Origin of the sequence: Paenibacillus sp. FSL M7-0656 (assembly GCF_038003225.1) — a bacterium.
Taxonomy (GTDB): domain Bacteria; phylum Bacillota; class Bacilli; order Paenibacillales; family Paenibacillaceae; genus Paenibacillus; species Paenibacillus amylolyticus.
Window position 1 is genome coordinate 4,012,512 of record NZ_JBBOOT010000001.1, and the last position, 24,112, is coordinate 4,036,623.

19 protein-coding genes and 1 tRNA gene are annotated in these 24,112 nt (G+C 46.0%); 2 read left to right on the forward strand and 18 right to left on the reverse strand.

Going from position 1 to position 24,112, the window contains the following annotated elements:
- Positions 1-36: 36 nt before the first annotated feature.
- The 8 genes from rnr to MHI01_RS17790 all read right to left on the reverse strand — a co-directional run bounded on the left by rnr (position 37) and on the right by MHI01_RS17790 (position 11,165).
- Entirely contained in the window at positions 37-2,826 is a 2,790-nt protein-coding gene (gene rnr / locus MHI01_RS17755; protein ID WP_340983771.1) for a ribonuclease R, read from the reverse strand.
- Between the two features lie 560 nt (positions 2,827-3,386).
- On the reverse strand, positions 3,387-3,620 hold the full coding sequence (gene secG / locus MHI01_RS17760; RefSeq protein ID WP_036616231.1) for a preprotein translocase subunit SecG: 234 nt from the start codon (positions 3,618-3,620) through the stop codon (positions 3,387-3,389).
- Between the two features lie 211 nt (positions 3,621-3,831).
- Positions 3,832-5,118: a phosphopyruvate hydratase gene (gene eno / locus MHI01_RS17765; protein ID WP_036616228.1), complete on the reverse strand. Its 1,287-nt coding sequence runs from the start codon at positions 5,116-5,118 to the stop codon at positions 3,832-3,834.
- Positions 5,119-5,357: 239 nt separating this feature from the next.
- Entirely contained in the window at positions 5,358-6,902 is a 1,545-nt protein-coding gene (gene gpmI / locus MHI01_RS17770) for a 2,3-bisphosphoglycerate-independent phosphoglycerate mutase (protein WP_036616224.1), read from the reverse strand.
- Between the two features lies 1 nt (position 6,903).
- Positions 6,904-7,656 carry a triose-phosphate isomerase gene (tpiA, locus tag MHI01_RS17775; protein WP_036616221.1) on the reverse strand — a complete coding sequence of 251 codons (753 nt, stop codon included), beginning with the start codon at positions 7,654-7,656 and terminating at the stop codon, positions 6,904-6,906.
- Positions 7,657-7,692: 36 nt separating this feature from the next.
- A complete protein-coding gene (locus MHI01_RS17780) occupies positions 7,693-8,874 on the reverse strand; it encodes a phosphoglycerate kinase (RefSeq protein ID WP_340983772.1) in 1,182 nt (393 codons plus the stop codon).
- A gap of 151 nt (positions 8,875-9,025) precedes the next feature.
- Complete coding sequence (gene gap / locus MHI01_RS17785) at positions 9,026-10,033, reverse strand: type I glyceraldehyde-3-phosphate dehydrogenase (protein WP_017691243.1); 1,008 nt, start codon at positions 10,031-10,033, stop codon at positions 9,026-9,028.
- A 106-nt stretch (positions 10,034-10,139) separates the two neighbouring features.
- The gene (locus MHI01_RS17790; protein ID WP_036616216.1) at positions 10,140-11,165 is read right to left on the reverse strand and encodes a sugar-binding transcriptional regulator; all 1,026 of its coding nucleotides are present in this window, start codon (positions 11,163-11,165) and stop codon (positions 10,140-10,142) included.
- 426 nt (positions 11,166-11,591) lie between these two features.
- Between MHI01_RS17790 and MHI01_RS17795 the strand changes: the two genes are divergently transcribed.
- Positions 11,592-11,666: transfer RNA gene (locus tag MHI01_RS17795), tRNA-Arg, on the forward strand.
- Between the two features lie 176 nt (positions 11,667-11,842).
- The gene (clpP, locus tag MHI01_RS17800) at positions 11,843-12,439 is read left to right on the forward strand and encodes an ATP-dependent Clp endopeptidase proteolytic subunit ClpP (protein ID WP_017691245.1); all 597 of its coding nucleotides are present in this window, start codon (positions 11,843-11,845) and stop codon (positions 12,437-12,439) included.
- Positions 12,440-12,606: 167 nt separating this feature from the next.
- On the opposite strand, the gene MHI01_RS17805 is transcribed toward clpP, so the two are convergent.
- The 10 genes from MHI01_RS17805 to MHI01_RS17850 all read right to left on the reverse strand — a co-directional run bounded on the left by MHI01_RS17805 (position 12,607) and on the right by MHI01_RS17850 (position 23,877).
- Positions 12,607-13,704: a stalk domain-containing protein gene (locus MHI01_RS17805; RefSeq protein WP_340983773.1), complete on the reverse strand. Its 1,098-nt coding sequence runs from the start codon at positions 13,702-13,704 to the stop codon at positions 12,607-12,609.
- A gap of 386 nt (positions 13,705-14,090) precedes the next feature.
- Entirely contained in the window at positions 14,091-14,843 is a 753-nt protein-coding gene (locus MHI01_RS17810; RefSeq protein WP_047841458.1) for an SIMPL domain-containing protein, read from the reverse strand.
- 156 nt (positions 14,844-14,999) lie between these two features.
- On the reverse strand, positions 15,000-15,269 hold the full coding sequence (locus tag MHI01_RS17815) for an HPr family phosphocarrier protein (RefSeq protein WP_017691248.1): 270 nt from the start codon (positions 15,267-15,269) through the stop codon (positions 15,000-15,002).
- Between the two features lie 255 nt (positions 15,270-15,524).
- The gene (gene whiA, locus MHI01_RS17820; protein WP_036616210.1) at positions 15,525-16,463 is read right to left on the reverse strand and encodes a DNA-binding protein WhiA; all 939 of its coding nucleotides are present in this window, start codon (positions 16,461-16,463) and stop codon (positions 15,525-15,527) included.
- Between the two features lie 6 nt (positions 16,464-16,469).
- Positions 16,470-17,456: a gluconeogenesis factor YvcK family protein gene (locus MHI01_RS17825; RefSeq protein WP_017691250.1), complete on the reverse strand. Its 987-nt coding sequence runs from the start codon at positions 17,454-17,456 to the stop codon at positions 16,470-16,472.
- 13 nt (positions 17,457-17,469) lie between these two features.
- The gene (rapZ, locus tag MHI01_RS17830; protein ID WP_047841457.1) at positions 17,470-18,369 is read right to left on the reverse strand and encodes an RNase adapter RapZ; all 900 of its coding nucleotides are present in this window, start codon (positions 18,367-18,369) and stop codon (positions 17,470-17,472) included.
- A gap of 51 nt (positions 18,370-18,420) precedes the next feature.
- The gene (locus MHI01_RS17835; RefSeq protein WP_017691252.1) at positions 18,421-19,371 is read right to left on the reverse strand and encodes an ROK family glucokinase; all 951 of its coding nucleotides are present in this window, start codon (positions 19,369-19,371) and stop codon (positions 18,421-18,423) included.
- Between the two features lie 447 nt (positions 19,372-19,818).
- Positions 19,819-20,850 carry an AI-2E family transporter gene (locus tag MHI01_RS17840; protein ID WP_036616412.1) on the reverse strand — a complete coding sequence of 344 codons (1,032 nt, stop codon included), beginning with the start codon at positions 20,848-20,850 and terminating at the stop codon, positions 19,819-19,821.
- A gap of 162 nt (positions 20,851-21,012) precedes the next feature.
- The gene (gene trxB / locus MHI01_RS17845) at positions 21,013-21,972 is read right to left on the reverse strand and encodes a thioredoxin-disulfide reductase (RefSeq protein WP_036674745.1); all 960 of its coding nucleotides are present in this window, start codon (positions 21,970-21,972) and stop codon (positions 21,013-21,015) included.
- 171 nt (positions 21,973-22,143) lie between these two features.
- On the reverse strand, positions 22,144-23,877 hold the full coding sequence (locus tag MHI01_RS17850) for a tetratricopeptide repeat protein (protein WP_340983774.1): 1,734 nt from the start codon (positions 23,875-23,877) through the stop codon (positions 22,144-22,146).
- Positions 23,878-24,112 lie beyond the last annotated feature (235 nt).

Here is a 24,112-nt window from a genome sequence, read left to right on the forward strand (position 1 = left end):
ACGACTTGTAATCCATTTCTCCAAGTTACGTTAGCTTTATTTTTTCTTTTTCCGTACAAAAGCTGCCGTGCCGTTACCAGCTGCACCTTTGCTCTTCTTCCGCTTGCGTCGTGGTGCTCCGCCTTCCTGAGCGCCACCAGGAGTTGCATTCTCTCCAATAAATACGCCGCTTGGCGAAGTGTTTTTGCGTCCACTTCCGCCTTTACCACCTTTATTGCCGCCCTTGCCGGATTTAAAGCTTCCTTCACCGCGACCGCTGCCGCTGTTCAGGCCACTTCCTTGTCCATCGGTTGAACTACTATCCGATCCACCCGATGTAGAGCTATATCCGCCTTTACCTGAGCCAAAACCAAAGCTCACCGCACCTTTGCCCCGGCCAGTTGATCCTCCAGCATCACCAGCACGACGCTCACCTTTTGGTTTGCCGCCGCCTTTACCTGCGTAGCCACCAGATGAGCCTGCGCCTGCACTCGCTGCTCCACCGCGACCGCCACGTCCACCTTTGCTGCTTTCTTCCGTTGATCTGCCACCACGGCTGGCTCCAGCAGCGGATGAGCCTCCTTTGCCGCCACGTGAACCGCTGAAACCACCCGGTCCACCCTTGGCACCGCCGCGACCGCCACCACTTGCTGGGCGTCCACCTTTACCGCCACGTCCGCCACCGAAGCCGCCAGGACGTTCACCGCGAGGTTTCATATCTACCATTTCAAAATCAATCGTATACTCTTCCATGCTTACACGTGCCACACGGATCTTCACTTCATCACCGATGCGGAAGACTTTCGAGGTACGTTCACCAATCAGAGCCATATGCTGATCGTCAAAATGGTAATAGTCGTCCGTGAGTGCGCTGAGGCGAATCAAGCCTTCAACCGTGTTTTCCAACTCAATGAACATACCAAAGCTGGTCACACTGCTGATCATGCCTTCGAACTCTTCGCCTACTTTGTCGAGCATGTACTCGGCTTTTTTCATTTTCTCCGTATCCCGCTCAGCTTCTACCGCCACACGTTCACGTTCAGAAGACTGCTGCGCAATATCGGACATACGTGCTGCCAAATACTCCTGACGGTTCTCCGGCAATGCACCATTATTTTCAATGACTTCGCGAATCACCCGGTGAATGACAAGATCGGGATAACGACGAATTGGAGACGTAAAGTGACTATAGAATTCTGCCGCGAGGCCAAAGTGACCCGACATTTCAGAATCATACTTCGCCTGTTTCATCGAACGGAGCATCATCGTACTAATCACAGTTTGTTCTTTCGTTTCTTTAATATCCTCAAGCAACGATTGAAGCGCCCGTGGATGAATCGCATTGCCACGTCCTTTGACCTGGTGTCCAAAATTCGCCGCAAAGGCGAGGAAATTTTGCAGTTTTTCCTGATCCGGGTCTTCGTGCACACGATAAATGAAAGGAACCTTCAACCAGTGGAAATGCTCTGCCACTGTTTCGTTCGCTGCCAACATGAATTCCTCAATGATTTGCTCTGCGATCGAACGCTCCCGTTTCACGATATCTACCGGTTTGCATTCTGCGTCCACAACGATTTTGGATTCTTCAAAATCAAAGTCAACCGCACCACGGCGCATACGCATAGCACGTAGCTTCAAAGCGATCTCTTTCATCAGATGGAAATCATCTACCAGATCCTTATAACGCTCGAGCAATTCCGGCTCTTCACCTTCAAGGATTTTACGGACGTTGGAATACGTCATCCGCTCTTTGGTTTTAATTACACTTGTGAAAATGTCATGTTTTACAACCTTCATCTGGTCGTTAAACTCCATCTCACAAGACAGTGTCAAGCGGTCTACCTGCGGGTTCAAACTACAGATCCCGTTGGACAGACGCTGTGGCAGCATCGGAATAACCCGGTCCACCAGATACACACTGCATCCACGGTTGTAGGCTTCCTGATCAAGCTTGGAATTCTCCTGCACATAATAGCCAACGTCGGCAATATGAACACCCAGACGGTAGTTCCCGTTAGGCAGTTTCTCTACATTTACAGCATCATCCAGATCCTTGGCATCTTCGCCATCAATCGTGACAATGTTAAGTCCGCGCAGATCACGGCGACCCTGTTGTACAATCTCTTCATCCGTGATGGAGTCGGGTGCTTTTTCCGCCTCTTCTACCACTTCATCAGGGAAAGCTTCAGGCAACTGATGCTTGCGAATGACGGACAAAATATCAATACCCGGCTCATCCTTATGACCGAGAATCTCGATCACTTCACCTTCGGCAGCCGCACGGCCCTCCGGATAGCTGACGATCTTGGCTACGACCTTCTGTCCATCAACCGCCCCAGCAAAGTTGGTACGTGGGATGAAAATATCGCGATTAATCCGTTTATCATCCGGAATGACAAATCCGTACACCTCATGGCTTTGGAACACACCAACGACTTGTGTCACAGCACGAGTAACAATACGGACGATCTCACCCTCCAAACGACCACCTGAAGGTCCTTGAGATGTGACTTTAACCAATACCGTATCACCATTCATCGCACTTTTCATATCATTGGCGTGAATGTACACATCCGGGTGCTCCCGATCCTCAGGGATAAGGAAAGCGAAACCTTTGGCGTGAGCCTGTAAACGTCCACGTACCAAATCCATGCGCTCTGGCATGCCATAGCGATTGTTACGGGTCAGCAAAACTTTACCGGATTCCTCCAGCGTATTAAGCATAATCAAAAAGGCTTTGAAATCAGCTGCATCTTCAATAGCGAAGTGCTGTTCCAACTCCTGATAAGTCATAGGTTTATAAGCGGTTTCCCGCATGAAGTCGAGCAATTGTTGTTCTGTTATCATTAATATATTCACCTCGGGAAACATAAAAGTGTAAGCAAGTCTCATCTCTTTATGTATCGGAATTCTTACCTTTTTCATGCAATACAATATCATTGCTGTGAAGAGTGTAGTAGTACAACCATACTATCTCATACCCTAGTATACACGAATTCAATCCGGCCCATCCGTACCTCGCAAAAAAACCACAGTTGCCGGGCGCTCCTCTAAAATCACGCTTTCACGTATCTCTACAGCATTTTATGCGATACACGTGCTGTGCGCATCTGGAAAAGGACTACATCCGAAAATTTTCTGTACACATGACATTCATTATAGGGAGTGAGTTCGCGTAACGAATAAGCGAGGGACATACCATACATGATAGGGGTGTGTTGCATGTTAAGGAAGGAAAACCAAACAGAAGTGAGAAGAAGACCGAAAATCATGGAGTCTATAGATTAAATTGTTGGAAAAGTTTGGACGCGTAAGAATTTATTAAAAAACCCCCGTTTCTTCACGAAACGAAGGTTCATCAATTAAGCCATTAGCTTAAGCTATTCATTGAACAGCAGTTCCGAATCTTACTTGGAAACCACCGTAACAACAATAGACAAAATCATAAATCCTGCACCCAGTACCACCGTTGCACGTTGCAGGAAGAGATCCAATCCGCGCGCTTTCGTTTTACCGAAAAGATGTTCCGCACCACCGGAGATGGCACCCGCCAAACCAGCGCTTTTCCCGTGCTGCAGCAATACTACAGTGATTAGACCGATCGAGAAAACAACGAGCAGCAATTTCAAAGCAATATCCATTCTTTCCACCTCCTACCCATGTGGGCATACATCTCACCATAAAAACAGTTACTTTAATTGTAACATAGCTATGGTTGTACTACAAGTAGTACAGTTTATACAATGCCCTAAATTTCACCATCTGCGTGATCCTTACGTTATACCATTACTTCGTTGCAATAAAAAAGACAAGCCGGTTACCCGGCTTGCCTGTAAAAGCTGGATATCCAGCTTATTTTTTAAGGTTGTAGAATCCTTTAAGACCATTGTATTGAGCCAGTTCACCCAGTTGATCCTCAATGCGGAGCAATTGGTTGTACTTCGCGATACGGTCTGTACGGGAAGGAGCACCCGTTTTGATTTGACCAGCGTTAGTTGCAACAGCGATATCAGCGATTGTGCTGTCTTCGGACTCACCGGAACGGTGGGAGATTACAGCTGTGTATCCTGCGCGTTTAGCCATTTCGATTGCATCAAATGTTTCAGTCAATGTACCGATTTGGTTAACTTTGATCAGGATGGAGTTACCGATACCTTCGTTGATACCTCTGCCCAGACGCTCAGTGTTTGTTACGAACAGGTCATCACCAACGAGTTGTACTTTGTCTCCCAATTTCTCAGTGAGCAATTTCCAACCATCCCAGTCATCTTCGGACATACCGTCTTCGATTGTGATGATTGGGTATTTCTCAACCCATGAAGCCAGAAGGTCAACATACTCAGCGGAAGTGTAAGATTTACCTTCGCCAGCAAGTGTGTACTTACCATCTTTGTAGAACTCAGTGGAAGCAACGTCCATACCCAAGAATACGTCAACGCCTGGTTTGTAACCAGCTTTTTCAATTGCTTCGATGATTGTAGTGATTGCTTCTTCGTTCGAACCAAGGTTCGGTGCGAAACCACCTTCGTCACCTACAGCTGTGTTCAAGCCTTTGGAGCTCAATACGGATTTCAAGTTGTGGAAGATCTCTGCACCTACGCGAAGAGCTTCTTTGAAGCTTGGTGCTCCAACTGGAAGAACCATGAACTCTTGAACGTCGATGTTGTTGTCAGCATGCTCACCACCGTTGATGATGTTCATCATTGGTACTGGCAATGCTTTAGCGTTGAATCCGCCCAGGTAAACATACAATGGCAGGTCCAGAGCGTCAGCAGCTGCGCGAGCTACTGCCATGGATACAGCCAGGATTGCGTTAGCGCCCAGTTTACCTTTGTTTGGCGTACCATCCAAAGTGATCATCAATTTGTCGATACCCAGTTGATCCAATGCATCCATACCGATAACTTCTGGAGCGATTGTTTCGTTTACGTTTTTAACAGCTTGCAGAACGCCTTTACCGAGGTAACGGGATTTGTCACCATCGCGAAGCTCAACTGCTTCGTGGGCACCAGTGGATGCACCAGATGGAACGATTGCGCGTCCGATTGCGCCGGACTCCAGGTATACTTCAACTTCTACTGTAGGGTTACCGCGGGAGTCGAGGACTTCGCGAGCGTACACGTCAGAAATAATAGTCATTTGTGATAATCTCCTTTATAGTTGGGATTTAATTTTTGGACCAACTTGTGTTTGCCCTTATTTCACTATGTCAGCAGAATCGTCTTCCGATCGCTGTTATCCCCTGATTTCTTTGAACTTACTTTCATAAGTTGAAATCATGTGATAAAGGCGAGCGCTTCGCTTCTTCAGACTATTTCTGCTGCCTTCGTTCAATGTGCAAACGCCAAACCGTCCAATTATATATGTTGTTGCGTAACTTATTTACGGGTAGCGATGACGGATGTACCTGTCATCTCAGCCGGTTTAGGCAATTGCATCAGATCAAGGATCGTTGGCGCGATATCTGCCAGGATTCCGCCTTCACGCAAGGTTACATTTGCATCCGTAACGATGAATGGAACCGGGTTCGTTGTATGAGCTGTGAACGGACGTCCTTTCTCATCGAACACCATATCCGCGTTACCATGATCCGCTGTGATCAGTACAACGCCGCCTTTGGCAAGTACTGCATCCACAACACGGCCCATGCACTCATCTGTTACTTCAACCGCTTTGATGGTAGGCTCCAGCATGCCGGAGTGTCCAACCATGTCAGGGTTAGCAAAGTTCAGAATGATGGCGTCATGTTTGTCTGCTTCGATCTCGCGAACACATGCGTCAGCTACTTCATAAGCGCTCATCTCTGGTTGCAGATCATACGTTGCAACTTTTGGTGAGTTGATCAGTACACGAGTTTCGCCCGGAAGCTCCACATCACGACCACCGCTGAAGAAGAAGGTAACGTGCGGGTATTTCTCAGTTTCTGCAATACGCAGTTGTTTTTTATTGTTCTGTACCAGAACTTCACCCAGCGTGTTGTCGAGGTTTTTCGGCGAATAAGCCACATAACCTTCAACTGTCTCGCTGAACAAAGTCAAGCATACAAAGTGCAAGCCCACAGGGAACTTCGGACCACGATCAAAACCGCGGAAATCCTGGTTTGTGAATACTTGCGACAACTGGATTGCACGGTCAGGACGGAAGTTGAGGAAGATAACGGAATCGCCGCTCTCAACCAAACCTACCGGCTCACCATCCGCTTTAACGATAACCGTTGGTTCAACGAATTCATCAAATACGGATTTCTCATACGATTCTTCAACCGCTTTGAGTGGGTCAGTGTATTTTGGTCCATCTCCATAAACGATGGCACGGTATGATTTCTCAACCCGTTCCCAACGTTTGTCACGGTCCATCGCGTAATAGCGACCTTGAACCGTAGCGATTTTACCTACACCGACTTCTTCAATCTTAGCGATCAGTTTCTGCATGAAGTCTTTACCACTGTCTGGCATAACATCACGGCCATCCATGAAAGCATGAATATATACATCATTCATTCCTTCTTTTTTGGCCAGATCTAGCATAGCAAACAGGTGGTCGATGTGACTATGTACGCCGCCATCAGACAACAAGCCGTAGAGATGAAGTTTTTTGCCGCTTTGTTTCGCTTCACGAACGGCTTTGACAAGTGTTTCATTGTCGTAGAACTCGCCGTCACGAATGGATTTGGAGATACGGGTCAAATCCTGGTATACGATCCGGCCGGCACCAATGTTCAGGTGACCTACCTCGGAATTTCCCATTTGCCCTTCTGGCAAACCTACAGCTTCACCGCATGCAGTGAGCGTTGTATGTGGGAATTGGCTCATGAAACGGTCATAGTTCGGTTTCTTGGCTTGCGCTACCGCATTGCCTTCCACCGTGTTACGCAGACCAAAGCCATCCATGATGATCAGTGCTACAGGTTTTGGAGCTGTCATCTTACTTCGCCCCCTCAACAAGCGCGATGAACGAAGCCGGCTGCAAGCTGGCACCGCCAACAAGTGCGCCGTCGATGTCGCTTTGTCCGAGGTATTCTGTTACGTTCTCTGGTTTAACACTGCCGCCGTATTGAATACGAACTGCATTCGCAACCGTCTCGTTGTACAGATCCTTCACCAGCGTACGAATGTAAGCAATAACTTCATTCGCATCTTGGGAAGTGGAGGATTTGCCTGTACCAATCGCCCAGATTGGCTCATAAGCGATAACAACTTGGGCCGCTTGCTCTGCAGACAGACCTGCAAAAGCAGCTACTGTTTGCACTTTGCATACGTCTTTTGTTTGGTTCGCTTCACGCTCTTCAAGCGTCTCACCAAGGCAGAAGATTGGAGTCAAACCGTGACGGAATGCTGCATGCAACTTTTTATTGACAGTCTCATCGGTTTCCGCAAAATATTGACGGCGCTCCGAGTGACCAATAATGACATAATCCACACCCAGGTCTTTCAGCATCACGCCGCTGATTTCACCTGTGAATGCACCGTTATCTTCAAAGTGAAGATTTTGTGCACCAATTTTGATGTTTGTGCCTTTAACAGCTTCTACCAGGGATGGCAGATTTGTAAACGGTGCGCAGATTACAGTTTCCACGCCTTCAACTTCCGCTTTTCCTTTAACTTCCTGAATGAAGTCATTGGATTCGGAAACCGTTTTGAACATTTTCCAGTTACCTGCGATAATCGGTGTTCTCATGGGTTTCAACTCCTTCATGCTATAGGCTACTAAAACTTACTTGTCGTTCAATGCCACTACGCCTGGAAGTACTTTACCTTCCATGAACTCGAGCGATGCACCGCCACCTGTAGAGATGTGGTTCATCTTGTCAGCCAATTTGAACTTCTCAGCTGCTGCTGCGGAGTCACCGCCACCAATTACAGTGTAAGCTTCTGTCTCAGCGCAAGCTTCCGCTACTGCACGAGTACCGTGGGAGAATGGCTCGATTTCAAATACGCCCATTGGTCCGTTCCACACAACCAATTTGGAGTTTTTGATTACATCAGCATAGATCTCACGTGTTTTAGGACCGATGTCGATACCTTCCCAATCTGCTGGGATACCATCGATGTCAACGATTTGTGTGTTTGCTTTCGCACTGAAATCGTCAGATACTACGATATCTACCGGCAGGTAGAAGTTTTTGCCCAATTTTTTCGCTTTTTCGATAAAACCGAGAGCAACATCAAGTTTGGAATCATCCAGCAAGGATTGTCCAATTTCATGTCCTTGTGCTTTGAAGAACGTGTAAGTCAGACCGCCACCGATGATTACGTTGTCTGCAATGTTCAGCAGGTTGTCGATTACATCGATTTTGTCCTTAACTTTGGATCCACCAATGATAGCTGTGAAAGGACGCTCAGGGTTGGAAATTGCTTTACCCAACACTTCAAGTTCTTTCTCCATCAACAAACCGGACACTGCTGGAAGCAAGTGAGCGATTCCTTCAGTCGAAGCGTGTGCTCTGTGAGCCGCGCCAAACGCATCGTTAACGAAAACGTCAGCCAGTTCAGCAAATTGTTTTGCCAGTTCCGGATCGTTTTTCTCTTCGCCTGCGTGGAAACGAACGTTTTCAAGCAACAATACGTCGCCGTTCTTCAGTTCAGCGATTTGAGCTTTAACAGCGTCACCAACAGAACCGTCAGCTTTAACAACTGTTTTACCAAGCAATTCAGACAAACGCTCAGCTGCTGGAGTCAAACGCAAAGATTCAACCACTTCGCCGTTAGGACGACCCATGTGGCTTGCCAAAATGACTTTAGCGCCTTTTTCAATCAAGAAGTTGATTGTAGGAAGCGTTGCACGAATACGTTTGTCATCTGTAATTTTACCATCTTCGAGCGGCACATTGAAATCTACACGGACAAAAGCCCGTTTTCCTGTCAATTCGATATCGCGTACACTTTTTTTGTTCATCTGTATTTCCTCCGCACCCATGTATTTGGTGGACCAATCAAGAGCTAAAATCCCTCGTCAATCCTGGTGTTTTTGAGAAATTTGCAAAATGTAGATATATAAAGAGCGGAAACAATATAGCATCTGTTTCCGCTCTATGTTATTGCAGATATTACTTAATCATTTTTGCAAAGTGCTCCAAAGTGCGAACCAATTGTGCAGTGTAGGACATTTCATTGTCATACCAAGCTACAGTTTTAACCAATTGTTGGTCGCCAACAGTCAGAACTTTAGTTTGAGTTGCATCAAACAGGGAACCGAAAGTGATTCCTTGGATATCGGAAGATACGATTTCGTCTTCTGTGTATCCAAAAGTTTCTGGATCGGAAGCTTCTTGCATAGCTGCGTTAACTTCTTCAGCAGTTACTTTTTTGTTCAGAACAGTTACGAGCTCAGTCAGGGAACCAGTAGCTACTGGTACACGTTGAGCTGCACCATCAAGGATGCCTTGCAGTTCTGGGATTACCAGACCGATTGCTTTAGCAGCACCAGTTGTGTTAGGGATGATGTTTTCAGCTGCTGCGCGAGCACGACGGAAGTCACCTTTAGGGTGTGGAGCATCCAACGTGTTTTGGTCGCCAGTGTAAGCGTGAATTGTAGTCATCAAACCTTGAACGATTCCGAATTTGTCTTGCAGTGTTTTTGCCATAGGTGCCAGGCAGTTTGTTGTGCAAGATGCGCCGGAGATTACAGTTTCAGTACCGTCGAGGATTTCATGGTTTACGTTGTAAACGATGGTTTTCATGTCGCCAGTAGCTGGTGCGGAGATAACAACTTTCTTAGCTCCACCTTTCAAGTGTTTCTCAGCTGCTTCTTTAGTTGTGAAGAAACCAGTACATTCCAGAACGATATCTACGCCCAGGTCGCCCCAAGGAAGTTCTTCCGGGTTACGGTTAGCCAATACTTTAACTTCTTTGCCGTTCACTTTGAAGAAGCCATCGTGTACTTCAACATCGCCATCGAAGCGACCTTGAGTTGTATCATATTTGAGCAAATGAGCGAGCATTTTAGCGTCAGTCAAGTCGTTGATTGCTACTACCTCGATGCCTGCTACATTTTGAATACGGCGGAATGCCAAGCGTCCAATACGTCCAAAACCGTTAATACCTACTTTAATCATGAGTAAGTTCCTCCCAAGTTTTGATTAATTTTTTATGAAACTTATATATTCAAGACAGACGGTGAAGTCCGTCAAGACAACAATAGTTGTGATGCAAAGTAGAACCTTATTCCATTTCAGCAACGATGACTTCGGCAGCAGCCTCATCAATAATCAGAATATCTTCCTGACCAAATCGTAACACGGAATGTATAGCAGCAGCTTTGCTTTTGCCACCTGCAATTCCAATCACAACATCGGTTCGTTCAATATCCTGAAGTCGCATACCCAGTGTAAGCATGGTATGTACCACCTTACCCTGATCATTAAAGTAATAACCGAAAGATTCAGATACGGCCCCTTGCTCCTGAAGTTCATCTATAATCTCCGTCGCAAGTTTGCGTCTTTTAGCCATCTCTACGGCATCACCAATTCCATGAATAACAATCCGTGATTGCCTGATCAGCTGCAGAATCTCCTGAACACTAGGGTCCTGGATTAATGATTCATAGGCATGATCACTGAGCAAATCCGGTACATGCAGGAGTTTGTATTGCGCCCCTACCCGTTTTGCCATTGTGGATGCGATCGTATTAGCCTGAATTTCAAGGCTTTCTCCAAGTCCACCGCGTGCTGGTACGAACCAGACACCTTTGAGCGATGTTGGCGGATTTAGTTGTTCTGCGACTTCGGCCGTTGTTGAACCGCCAGTAACGGCGACAACGTCGTTGTCACTCATGATATTGCCGAGAGCCTTCGCTCCGGCTCTGCCCAGTTCCCTTTTGGCAAATGGAGAAACGTCCGAATCGCCAGGAACCACAACTACCTTTTGCAGACCGTATGCTTGCTTGATGCGCTCTTCCAGCTCGGATAATCCGAACAGCTCTTTGGCTACGGGCTCTAACTGCTGCAGCAAATCATACCCCGCCTCGCTGATCTTCATTCCTGCACTGTCAATTTCAATAAGTCCCTGAGCCTTTAACAGATCGGTCTCAGCCCTCAGAACCCGCTCGGTCATCTGCATGGAATTAGCTAACGTTCTCCGTCCGATCACATCCGATAACATGATCTGTTGCAGAATCGTATACCTCTTTTTCAAGATATCCATGAGATCAGGCAGAAGCTGCTTTTGTACTTCTAAAATCGTTCGCATGCTTTCCACTCCCGCAAGTTCTCGTTCTAAGCTCTCTTTCGTGGCCCTAAAACGTCCCGGGTTAACTTTTTAAGTCCCACGTCTATTCTACCTAAAACTGACGTGACATGCAAGTGTTTCAACGTGTTATTTCGACACGCATGCAGCGTTTGTACGCGCCTATTTTCACAATCCTAGACTTCCATGATCTAGGACTAGCTCACGCATACCATATATAGAAGGAACAAATGAATTCAATCTACATATCGCTCACAATCACATTTCATACAGCATGTCCAAAACCTCTAATAGCATTTACTTAAATGCACTCTTTATCCACTCTTCTTCATCATGATCATTTTTAGGTTAATCCAAACCAATACCACAACGAACTGCTTGCAATTAAATATTTCATGAGCTATAATCATTATTGCTGTCACATAATGTGCGCCCGTGGTCCAATGGATATGACGTAGGCCTCCGAAGCCTGAGATCCAAGTTCGATTCTTGGCGGGCGCGCCATTTTTATTTAACAGCTCATAACCCATTTAACCAATGAAACCGGAAAGGTTTCTTTTTTTTGCAAGTTAGTTTGACTTTCTTTGACTTTTTGTTTGGAATTGTTTATTATGTGGGTAATACGGTAACAGTTTAAGTATAAACACCAATAACATTTACATTCCAAGGAGGTTTTTCACGTGAGTTTTATTCCAATGGTCGTTGAACAGAGCAACCGGGGTGAGCGCGCCTACGACATCTACTCCAGATTGCTGAAGGATCGTATTATTTTCCTTGGTAGCGATGTTAATGACGTAGTGGCTAATGCCATTATGGCACAGATGTTGTTCCTGGCTGCGGAAGATCCGGAGAAAGACATTCACTTATACATCAACAGCCCAGGCGGATCGATTACAGCCGGTATGGCGATTTACGATACAATGCAATTCATCAAACCGGATGTATCTACCATCTGTGTAGGTATGGCGGCTTCCATGGGTGCATTCTTGTTGAATGCCGGTGCAAAAGGTAAACGTTTTGCATTACCAAACAGTGAAATTATGATTCACCAACCACTTGGTGGTGCACAAGGTCAGGCTTCTGACATCGAAATCCGTGCTCGTCGCATTTTGAAAATGCGTGATACGTTGAACCGCATCATCTCTGAGCGTTCAGGTCAACCGCTGGAGCGGATTGAGAAAGATACAGATCGTGACTACTTCATGAGTGCTGCTGAAGCCGCCGATTACGGTATCATTGATAAAGTCATCGAAAACGTAGGATCACAAGGCATCTAAATGTGACGTAGACCACGGTCTATGCGTTAACATAATCAACACCTAACGTAATCAGCAACATATAATTGTGTTGTCTATACGAGAAGAAGCCCTCATCATAATTATGATGGGGGCTTCTTTTTTCATTTTATAAGGAAGAAAACTTAAGAGTGCATAATAATGATTCTTTATTTGGTTCCATTTACATTACTGAAAGGTTCCGTGCCTTTAGGGAGAAGCTCTTTATACGTAAATGGCATTTCAGGGAATCCCTCTGCGTACGCCGTATACTCATACAACTGGAAGAACACAACTACACCCGTTGGTGTCACATAGAAATCTTGATCTTTATTCAACCCTTTATAACCGTCGAGGTATCCACCGCGGGCTTTCAGTTGTTCACCCACTTTTTTACTCAACGTCTCGCGCATGGTTTTGTTATTTTGCAGCACATCATCTAACGTAAGCTCCTTACCTGTGTCCAGTGCAAAGGTGTGGCCCGTACGGTATGTCATACCATGAGCGCCAGCATAATCTTCGTATCGTTGTGTAATGAGTCCCAGCACGCCTTTTTCGTTGTACGTCACTACATAGGAGCTCTCAAATGCATATGGACGGTTGGCTGTTGCACCGCCGAATTCAGATGTCTGTTTCTTGAAGTCAGCTACATAAGCATCCACTTCGTCTTTCAGCACTTTGTTGATCGCCGCTTCAGCTTCTTTGCTGGCAAGTCCACTCACCTGCGGATATTGAACATCTACTTCAGCATTTTTTACAGTGACATTAACTGTTGCTGCTTTAATTTTAACGTTATTTTGTTTCACCTTGCTGAGTGTCAACGTTTTGGTTTTGGCATCCCAATTCCCCTGTACACCCAGATAATCTCTCATTGCTGAGAATGGAATATACAATCGGCCCTGAATCAATTTTGCTTCCACCTGAGGGTAATAACCGTTAATATAAACGTTTGGCTGTCCATCCATCAGGCTAACGGTCATCGCATTGTTGGCTGCTGTTACCGTATATGACTTGGTTTTCGCATCATATTTCAGCGTTCCACCTGCCACATCTTTAACTGCCGTAAGAGATACCCAAGTTGAACCACCTTGAAGAAGTCCTTTTTGAGTCAGTGTTTTTCCACCCGACTTCAGGGTCACCTCAGCTGTGGTTGTCACTTTCGAGGATACCGATGCCGCCTGAACCGAACTGTCCTGCCACACCGAACCGCTACCTACAATAATTCCTGCTGCAAGCAACGCACTTGTCCATTTTTTCCATGATGTCATATATAAAACTCCTCTCTGAATTCACAATTAGGGATCATTGCGTATGTAATCCTGACCTGATCGCATATCTCATACGCTCACCTCTCTATTATAATTAACCCGATTTCGGAAAGGTTTACAGCTCGAGTTACAATGTTGATGAATATCAGTAGGAAAATATATGGGGATATGACCTTTTTGTCACGAACAACTATACAAAAAGATACCAATATACAGCATTTCATGTTGCTTCAAAAAGGTACCCTTCTATATAACTTCATCAAAGTTTGCTTTTCCAACAAAAAAAGACTCTGTCCACAGGACAAAGTCTTTGTCATTATTTCGTTGTACCCTTCAAATGACACTTAAAAAGGTTCTTGAGTTTACAATCCTTAGTTCGATCTTGTTTATTTCATTTCATACGTGATATTCAGGATTGTACTTACTTTAACCTGGCCTGTTTCAATCTCAGTACCACCTGCTGTATCTTGTGCTTTGGACATCAACGCCTCGCTTGCATAGAATACAGGCACATTGGCATCACCTTGGCTCACGGAAAGAACAGCACCCAGTTGACGTTTAACTGCTTTTGCAATGGCGCCCGCTTTCACATCTGCATTGGCAACAGCTTTTTCAATCACTTGGGATTCATAACTTTCCGGATTTTCTACAGTAAAGCGTACGTTTTCAATATTGTTGGCACCCGCACCCGAAGCAGCATCGAGCAACTCGCCAATCTTGTCCATCTGACGATATGTGACTGTCAGCGTATGATGCGCTGTATATCCTTTAATTTGTTGTCCGTCTTTTTCACTATACGTATAGTTGGGTTGTACAGAGAACTGACTCGTTTGAATGTCGTCTGCACTGATCTTCCACGTATTCTTAAGCAAGTTGGATACTTTTTGAACTTTGGCAGCATTCGCTTTTTGAGCAGATGCAGCTGTCTCTGCAGTACTGTTCACACCAATAGACAGATACGCGATATCAGGCTTCACCTGAATCTCACCTTTACCCACAACATTAATCACATTCTGTTGTACTCCCTGAACCTCTGCAGCGTAAGCATAGTTACCTGGTGCAACCCATGCTGTTCCTCCAACAAGCAATGTACTTGCCACCAGCACCGCACCAAACGGTTTCATCCATTGTTTACCCATCACGATAGCCTCCTTATGTGTTAACATCTCAAACTTTAAACGATTTGATACCTTAACAGACGGGACAAATTCCATAATGTTGCACTTGACGATAGCAAATACGTCAATAACGCAAAAAAGCCCCTTTCGGGACTTCTTCATTGGATTGATCATATCTTATTGGTTTTCGAGCTCTTCCTTGCTTACCAGACTAACTAAAGCGTTTACAGCCTGTTCGGCATCCGCGCCCTCTGCACTAATCTGAATTTCCGTACCTGTGCTAATTGCAAGGCTCATGATCCCCATGATACTTTTTGCATTAACTTTTTTGTCGTCCTTCTCGACGAACACTTCAGACGAGTACTTATTCGCTTCTTGAACGAACAGTGCAGCAGGTCTGGCATGGAGACCCGTTTTCAAACGGACAACTACCGGGTGCTTTGTCATGGAAACTTACCCCCTATTATGAAATCTGGACATTAAATACACAATTATATTTAAACAACATTATACCATTAACCCGTGCAGGACACTAGAAGAAAAAACTCAGGGTGCTTTGGAGGACATTATCTTGCCCTAATTTCATCTTTTGCACAGCGCATCCAATGACCTAAGTGAGTCTCCCAGATCCTTAACGGTTGACTTTCCCGACCTTTCTGTTCAGCAGAAACAGCGGACCTTGTTACTTTACCCTACTCCGTCTTAACCATAACGTTCTGTGCGTACTTTCTCAGCCAGCTCATCAATTTTACGAAGCCGATGGTTCACTCCCGACTTGCTGACTGTACCTTTAAGGAGCTCGCCAACTTCCTTCAAGTTGATATCCGGATGAGCGAGTCGAACCTCCGCCACTTCGCGAAGTTTCTCAGGCAAAGATTCCAGACCAACTTCCTTTTGTAACAACCGGATATTATCGATTTGTCTTACCGCCGCTCCAATCGTTTTGTTCAGGTTGGCGGTCTCACAATTGACAATCCGGTTAACGGAGTTACGCATGTCTCGCATAATTCGTACATCTTCAAACTTGAACAAGGCCTGATGAGCACCAATGATGCTGAGCAGCTCAATGATTTTCTCGCCTTCCTTAATGTATAGGATGAATCCTTTTTTCCGTTCTATACACCGGGCATTCAGATGAAATTCATTGGCCAGGTCAACCAGTGCCTGACAGTGCTCTTCATACATAGACGCAATCTCCAGATGGTACGAGGAACCTTCCGGATTATTAACCGATCCACCGGCCAGAAATGCACCGCGAAGATAGGCCCGTTTACAACAGTTTTGCTGAAACAATTCCGTACTGATCCCTGGGGTAAAGAGAAAGCCCTCAGATACAATATGAAGACTATTGAGAATCTCCTGTACCATGGTTGGAATACGAACAATATATACATTGTTCTTTTTCAGCCGCATTTTTTTGCGGACCAGTAATTCCGTATGCACTTGAAAATGCTTTTTAAGCAGAGAGTATGCCCGTCTTGCAATCGCGGCATTCTCCGTCGAAATATCCAAGATCACTTTTTTATTCGATAACTGCACTGCACCAAGCATACGGATGAGGGCTGAAAGTTCCGCCTTTTCGCAGCACGGTTCGCTCTCGATCATGGTTAATTCTTTTTTGGTCTGTGCTGCAAACGACATGGGACTTCACCTCTTCCGTAACATCCAATTTTGTACCAGTTGGTAGATGTGATGACTTAACTTGTCAGCATCATGACGCAGATAGGTTTTGAACAGAACAAGGGTATCTGCAACCACCTGATAGCCGGCACTTTCGAGTACATTCATATCCAGTACAACCGGTTTTGCTCCTTTTTCCGCATACTTATTTTGCACTTGCAGCGGAATATCACCATTATTTACGATAACATAGTCGAAGAGCTGATGACCTATATGCTCGTGTACCGCCTTAAGGTGGTCACTTACCGTATAGTTATCTGTTTCTCCCGGCTGTGTCATCACATTACAGATAAACATCTTCACCGCATCAGCCTCTACCACAGCTTCTGCAAGCTTAGGTACGAGTAAATTGGGAAGGATGCTTGTATAGAGGCTGCCTGGCCCGATTAGAATAGCATCAGCTTGACGAATGGCCTCTACTGCCTCTGGCAACGGCTCCACGTGATCCGGTTCAAGGAAAACACGTTTGATGCGTCCACCCGCCTCAGGGATTTTGGACTCACCTGTAATAATTGTCCCATCTTCCATCTCGGCATGCAACACAACGGCCTGGCCTGCGGCTGGCAATACCTCACCTCGAACGGCAAACACGCGGCTAAGCTCCCGCACTGCGGTCACAAAGTCGCCCGAAATATCCGTCATTGCAGCCAAAATCAAATTTCCCAAGCTGTGGCCTGCAAGCCCCGCGCCTGTATTGAAACGGTACTTCAACATATCTGAAAGCAATGGTTCTACATCAGCCAGTGCCGTAAGCACGTTGCGAATGTCGCCCGGAGGCGGCATCTGTAGCTCATTGCGCAGGATGCCTGAACTTCCACCGTCATCTGCAACTGTGACGATGGCCGTGATATCCAGCGGCTTCTCTTTCAAACCGCGCAACATCACGGATAATCCGGTTCCGCCGCCCATTACAACTATTCTCGGACGTTCTCTTCGTGGTCCGGCCTCTTTCATCCCTTCACCCTCTTCAATGACGGTCCCGGTCAGCGTCGCGATGGCTCACGGTAACAGCTTCTGTCTCGCTGCTTCCCAACATCTTGCCCAAATATTCCGATATTGCTACCGAACGATGCTTGCCTCCGGTACAGCCGATTCCAATAATAACCTGGCTTTTGCCTTCCTTCCGGTATTGCGGAATCAGGAAATGCAGCATATCCAGCAGCTTGGTCAGAAACGCCTGTGTCTCTGGCCACTTCATAACATATTCGTACACATCACTATTCTGTCCCGTATTCGGTCGCAGATGCTCAATATAATGCGGATTCGGTAAAAAACGTACATCAAACACCAGATCAGCATCAATCGGAATGCCATATTTGAATCCAAACGACGTAATATTCACCGACAGCATTTGGCTTTCCAGATGAGAAAAACGGGATATGATGCGTTCTTTCAGTTGAGCAGGCTTCATTGTACTTGTATTCAGTACCTGAGTCGCAGAGTTTTTGAGTTCCTCCAACATCTTGCGTTCCAGTCGGATGCCGTCCAGCGGCATGCCCTCAGGAGCCAAAGGATGTCTGCGCCTGCTTTCTTTGTAACGCTGAACAAGTACAGAATCTGTAGCATCCAGGAATAAAATCTCGCAATGAATGGTAAAATGATCTTTAATATAGTTCAAAGACTCGGACAGAGCCGTAAAGAATTCACGCCCGCGCAGATCGATAACCAATGCAACCTTACCAATCTTGCCGTTTGACTGTTCAATTAGTTCCGCAAATTTTGGAATCAATACCGGCGGCAGATTATCCACACAGAAGAAACCCAGATCCTCCAGGCTTTGTACTGCAATGGTTTTACCTGCTCCGGACATGCCCGTAATGATAATGAGCGTGGCGCCTGTGCCTGGTGATCCTTCACCTTCAAGCATAAATGTCCCCTCCTTATCATATTGCTGTCTTCATATATTGTTACGAGGATACTAGGAACGCAAGAGAAGACCTGCTGCACCCACAATACCTGCATTATTACCAAGTGTAGCTTCCAGAATCTGAACCCCATCTTGCAACGGTTCTGGCGTCAGCTTAGCAAACACAGTACGGATTTCATCAAATAAGAAATTGCCCGCTTTGGATACGCCACCACCGATGATGAACATCTCCGGGTTAATGACAGCTGCTACAGTAGCCATGGACTTGCCCAGGTAAAAGGCCGCACGATTCACAATGCGCTGTGCCACTTCATCGCCTGCCTTGGCAGCATCAAATACTTCTTTGGCTGCAATCTTGTCGACGAGTGCCAGTGACGTATGATCCCCGCGCTCTACGGCATCCTTTGCCATACGGATAATACCCGTTGCAGACGATACTGTTTCTACACATCCCATTTTACCACAACCGCATTTGATGGCTTCCAGATCAGGTACAACACTGATATGACCCAGTTCTCCCGCCATACCGGAGAAACCCTGATAAATGTTACCATTCAGGATCAAGCCTCCGCCAACACCCGTACCGAGTGTATAACATACGCAGTTGTCTACGCCTTTGCCGGCACCTGCCCAGACTTCACCCAGTGCAGCCACGTTTGCATCGTTATCTATTTTGATTGGCTTGCCCAGACGTTCTTCCAGAATCGAACGAATGGCCACATTCCGAAATCCGATGTTAGGGGCATGAACGATAATTCCCTCGCGTACATTCGTGAAACCGGCCACTCCAGCACCTACACCCTCAAGCTGTTCCCAACTGTAAGGTGATTCGGCTACGATATGTCGGACATACTTCTCGATGTTGGCGATGACTGTGTCTACGCCCTTATCCACTTCAGTCGGTCCTTCATACGTATGCATTAGCTGACCTTGTTCATCGCATATACCGACCTTGATTGCTGTTCCGCCGAGATCGACCCCAACGTAGATTTTCTCAGACATGCTGCAAGCCACCTTTATCTATCTAAAATAGTTTAAGTCCTACGTACCAACTATAATTGAAGGATACGCCTGGGTCAAGACGAGAAGACCTCTAGTACCTCCTGCTCCGCCGGGGTTGTGAACCACATCACGCACCGTTTTTGAATACGTATACATCCTCATTACCTTCATTTATAAACGCACGCTTTATTCCTTCCTCCCCATAACAGAGGAAGCCTCAACTCATGATATTGCATCTTCACTCGTTCCATTCATAAAAGATCAACATCGTCCCCTCATATAGGTGACTCATCTTATGCACCCCGCCACCTGTCATTCTTACGCAGAAAGCTATCTAATGACGGTATTGCGAACAAAAAAAGAGCCTTCCATCCACAGGAAGGCTCCCTTACTTTTATGAAAATCTGAAATTGTAGAAATTGGGCTGACTCAGTTGATTTTTCTACGTTATAACTTCGTTTCCACACGTACCGGCTCTTCCGTCTTCTCCATCTTGTTCACATCCAGAATATCGAGCAGGAAGACAAAGATCGGAATACCAATGATCAGTCCCCAGATCCCCAGAAAGTGTTGCGACAGAATTAGTACGATAAAGGTGTAGAACATTGGCAATTTGGTCTTGTGTGCCATCAGTTTTGGATTCAGGAAGTACGTCTCCAAAGCATGAATAACAATAATCATGATGATCACAATAATGCTTAATTTCAGTCCACCCATCTGATACCCGATCAGACAGAGCGGTACAAGTGAGATGATAACCCCCGCAACGGGAACCAGACTAAGCATGAACACCAGAATGGTCAGAGCGAACAGATACGGGAAACCCAGAATCCATAAGCCCAGTATCGTCAGTACCGTATTAAACACCGCAATAAGAAGCTGTGCCTCAATGACTTTACCAAAAGAAGATACGAACTTGTCTCCCAGATAAGCAACTTCATTGTAGAACCATCCAATTTTACTTGTTTTGAACTTGGACGTGAACTTGGATATCTCCTGCTTCTGCAACAAGAAGAACAGACTCAGAATGATGACGAGCAGAATAAACTCCAGCCATTTGCTCAAAGCGAAAATATATTTCAATGCATCATTGGTGTAATTTTTAATATCGAAGGATTGAAGATAACCCGCAATTTTGGACGCAAAATTATCACCGTCTGCACTATCCAGAAATTTCATAATCTCGTTTGTCAACTGAACGACCTGATCCACGATCCGTGGTGAATATCTGGAAATGCCGAGCACAATGACTGCGATCACAATCATATAGAGTAGGATGACTACAACTTTATAATTGATTGGAAACAACCGATTTAAACCACCTGTAATGAAATGCTGTAACCTGTTCATGACATACGTCACCAGGAACAACAGCAGAATCATGTGCAGCATACTCCCCATACTGAACAAAATTAAACAGAACAAGAGCAGGATCAAAAATCGTCTCACTGTCGCATTCTGTAACCAATCTTTTATCATTTCCCCCAAAATCTTCACCTCACAGCTAATATGCCCTATATGTATACGATCTCATGCCCACTGTAGTTTCAAAAAAAGAGAAGCCTTCCGGCTTCTCTCATTTCATGAGACTTCCCGTTGTCTCTTATTCCCAGCATATGCCTAACCTCACGCATGTAATGCTTATTTATCCAACGTTTCGCTCCAATCATGGACAATGCTTCCTTCAAGGAACTTCTCACAATCCATCGCAGCCATACATCCTGATCCTGCAGCCGTAATAGCTTGACGATACTTCGTATCTTGAACATCACCACAGGCAAATACACCTGGAATATTGGTCTCCGTTGTTCCCGGTTTAACGACAACATAGCCATGTTCGTCCAGTGCAATCGCATTACCCAGGAATCCGGTATTCGGTGTGTGACCAATGGCAACGAATACGCCATCTGCTTCAAGCAACTCTTCCTGCCCCGTCTCGTTGTTGCGCACTTTCAGCCCTTTGACACCCAAAGCTTCTGGTACGACCTCGAGTGGAGTACGGTTCAACGCCCACTTCACCTTTTCATTGCTGCGAGCCCGATCCTGCATAATCTTGGATGCACGTAATTCATCCCGGCGGTGAACCAATGTCACGTCTGTTGCAAAACGAGTCAGGAAACTCGCTTCCTCCATCGCGGAGTCTCCACCGCCCACGACCACGATTTTTTTGCCTCGGAAGAAGAAGCCGTCACATGTCGCGCATGTACTTACACCACGTCCCACATTTTCCTGCTCGCCCGGAATACCGAGATAACGAGCGGAAGCACCTGTGGAGATAATGATCGATTCAGCTTCCAGTTCACCGATTCCTCCAACTTTGACCTTGAAGGGCGGTTTGCTGAAATCAACCTCTTCCACCCAACCGTTTTTGAATTCCGCTCCAAAACGTTCAGCTTGCTTACGCATGTTGTCCATCAGTTCCGGACCCATGATACCTTGCGGGAAACCGGGGAAATTCTCAACTTCCGTTGTCGTCGTCAATTGACCACCCGGCTGAAGACCTTCGATAACCAGTGGTTTCAGATTAGCACGAGCCAGATATATCGCTGCTGTCAGACCCGCAGGTCCCGTTCCGATCACAATCGTTCTGTATTTAGACATATAGATACAGCCTCCTTAATTAAGGTGAGAATGTGTTGTACTAGCGATGAACTTGCCAAGATGATACCCTACAGGCGTTTACAAAGCCCATTCGTTAAGTTTACCCGTTTTCCCGGTTGTTGTATCCTTCACCTGATGATGTCTTTCTGAAAACGAGTTGAAGCGAACTTTCTATACTAGTGGTGGCTTGCTGTTACAAACCGAATGAATCTGTTTAGCATACTTGCTAACCGTTGATGCCGATATCCCATACCGCTCAGCAATGCTTTGATAGGTAACGGGCCGACTGTGATTCTTCGCTGCCAAATATTCAAGTCCTGCAGCCCAACCCTCAATCTGCTTCGTACCCGGAACTTCCGGATGTACCCGGGATACATAATCCGTCCAGAGCCGTTCCATCTCTTGTTGCAACTCAGCCTTTGCTTCAGACATCTGTAACGCACGATCAACAACCGCCTGCCAATGGGAGGTTGAACCAGTGTCCAATTGTTCTGATGTGGATTGAACCTTCCCAATAGACTTCAAGGCTACAGGAGAAAAGGGTCGAACCACCTGAGTATTCCGATCCTCATGTTCAGCCGATTTCAATCCGTTCAGTACAGTTTGTGCTACCTCAAGCAGATCCTGTTCTTCTCCAGGCTCTTCAATAAAGGATTGCAGAGCCTGTTGCACCTCATAGTCACCGATCATCCCAAGCGCATGAATAACCTGTAGCTTGGTTGCCCGATCACCATGACGCAATGCCCAGAAGAAGGATGAGCGAATCAGTGGATCATTCTTCATTTCTTCAGGTATGCCACTACCGTAGTTCTCCCACTGTCTGAATTGCTCATCAAATGGCAGATGATAGTGATAACTTAGCTTCTCTGGCTCTTGCTCGCCTTGTTTTACAGCCTCAAGACCTGACAGATAATACCGGGATACTTCGGAACCCGGATCAAGCTTGGACACATGATGCCATAAACGCTCAGCAGCATCATAACGTTCTGTATTATAAGCCGCCACTGCTGCATAGTGAGCAAGTGCCGGATCAGCAGCTGTCTCTTCGTCCTTGAGCAAACGCCGGAAGTGAACATAAGCCGTATCGTGTTGGCCCAGAATTCCCATCGTTGTCGCCAGTTTGTAGACTTGTTCGTGCTGGAAGGGCACGATGACTCGCAATTTTTTGATCAGAAGCAAAACCTGATCAGCCCGGTTCTCATTTTGATGGAAAATGGCCAAATTACAGAGTGCATGCAGATTACCTGGTTCCTGTTCAAGCACTTCGGCAATGGTCTCTTTTGCTTTGGGAAACAGACCCATATAATAGTAGGCGAGTGCCAGATTGTTACGGGCAGCCAAGTAATCAGGATAATCAGAAGACATGCCTTCGAGCAATTCAGCAGCCTGTGCAAATTTCCCTTCTTCCAGCAGTTCCCGTGCCTGATCGTGCTCCACTACACCTTTGCGTGATTTGATTCGATTCAGTTTGGTCGGACGATCCAGCTCATAGTACAGAAGCTCCATCATCTCTTCGGCTTCCGTCATGAACTGACCTTGGGTGTCCTCCTCCAGATAGGTAACAAGTGCTTGCTCGGCTTCCTCAAACCGATCCATATTTGCATAATTGTTCGCCATATAAAAATAACATTCCGTCATCGACGGATCTACCACTTCCAGCACGTTAGCCAGAATGGCATTGGAGGCTTCGTAATCCCCCTTCTCCGATAATATACCCGCCATATTACAATGATTTACCGGATTTTCCGGTTCGTATTCAACAGCTTTGCGAAAATATTTTAATGCCTTGTCGACATGATTACGGTCCAGCGAGCGGACAGCTCTTTCAAAGAAGAAAGAAGCATCCAAGTGAATCGGTATAATATTGGCAAGGTGTCCCTCAGCCCGCACTAGCTTGCCCTTCATCTTCCAAGGCACCTCCTCTTTGCATTTCATTCATACTCTTCAGTATACCACATCTTAAGGCCCACTTCTCAATATGTAGTTTCATGTCGTTTATGAAAAAAATGCAAAAGAAGATGATATTCCATTTTGCGGAAACCTATCACCTTGGAGCGTTGTTTATTCAAAGGAAAACCATGTTTACCTAGAGACTCCTACACTCACTTACCATAGGCTCTCTTTGCAGTATTGCATTAGT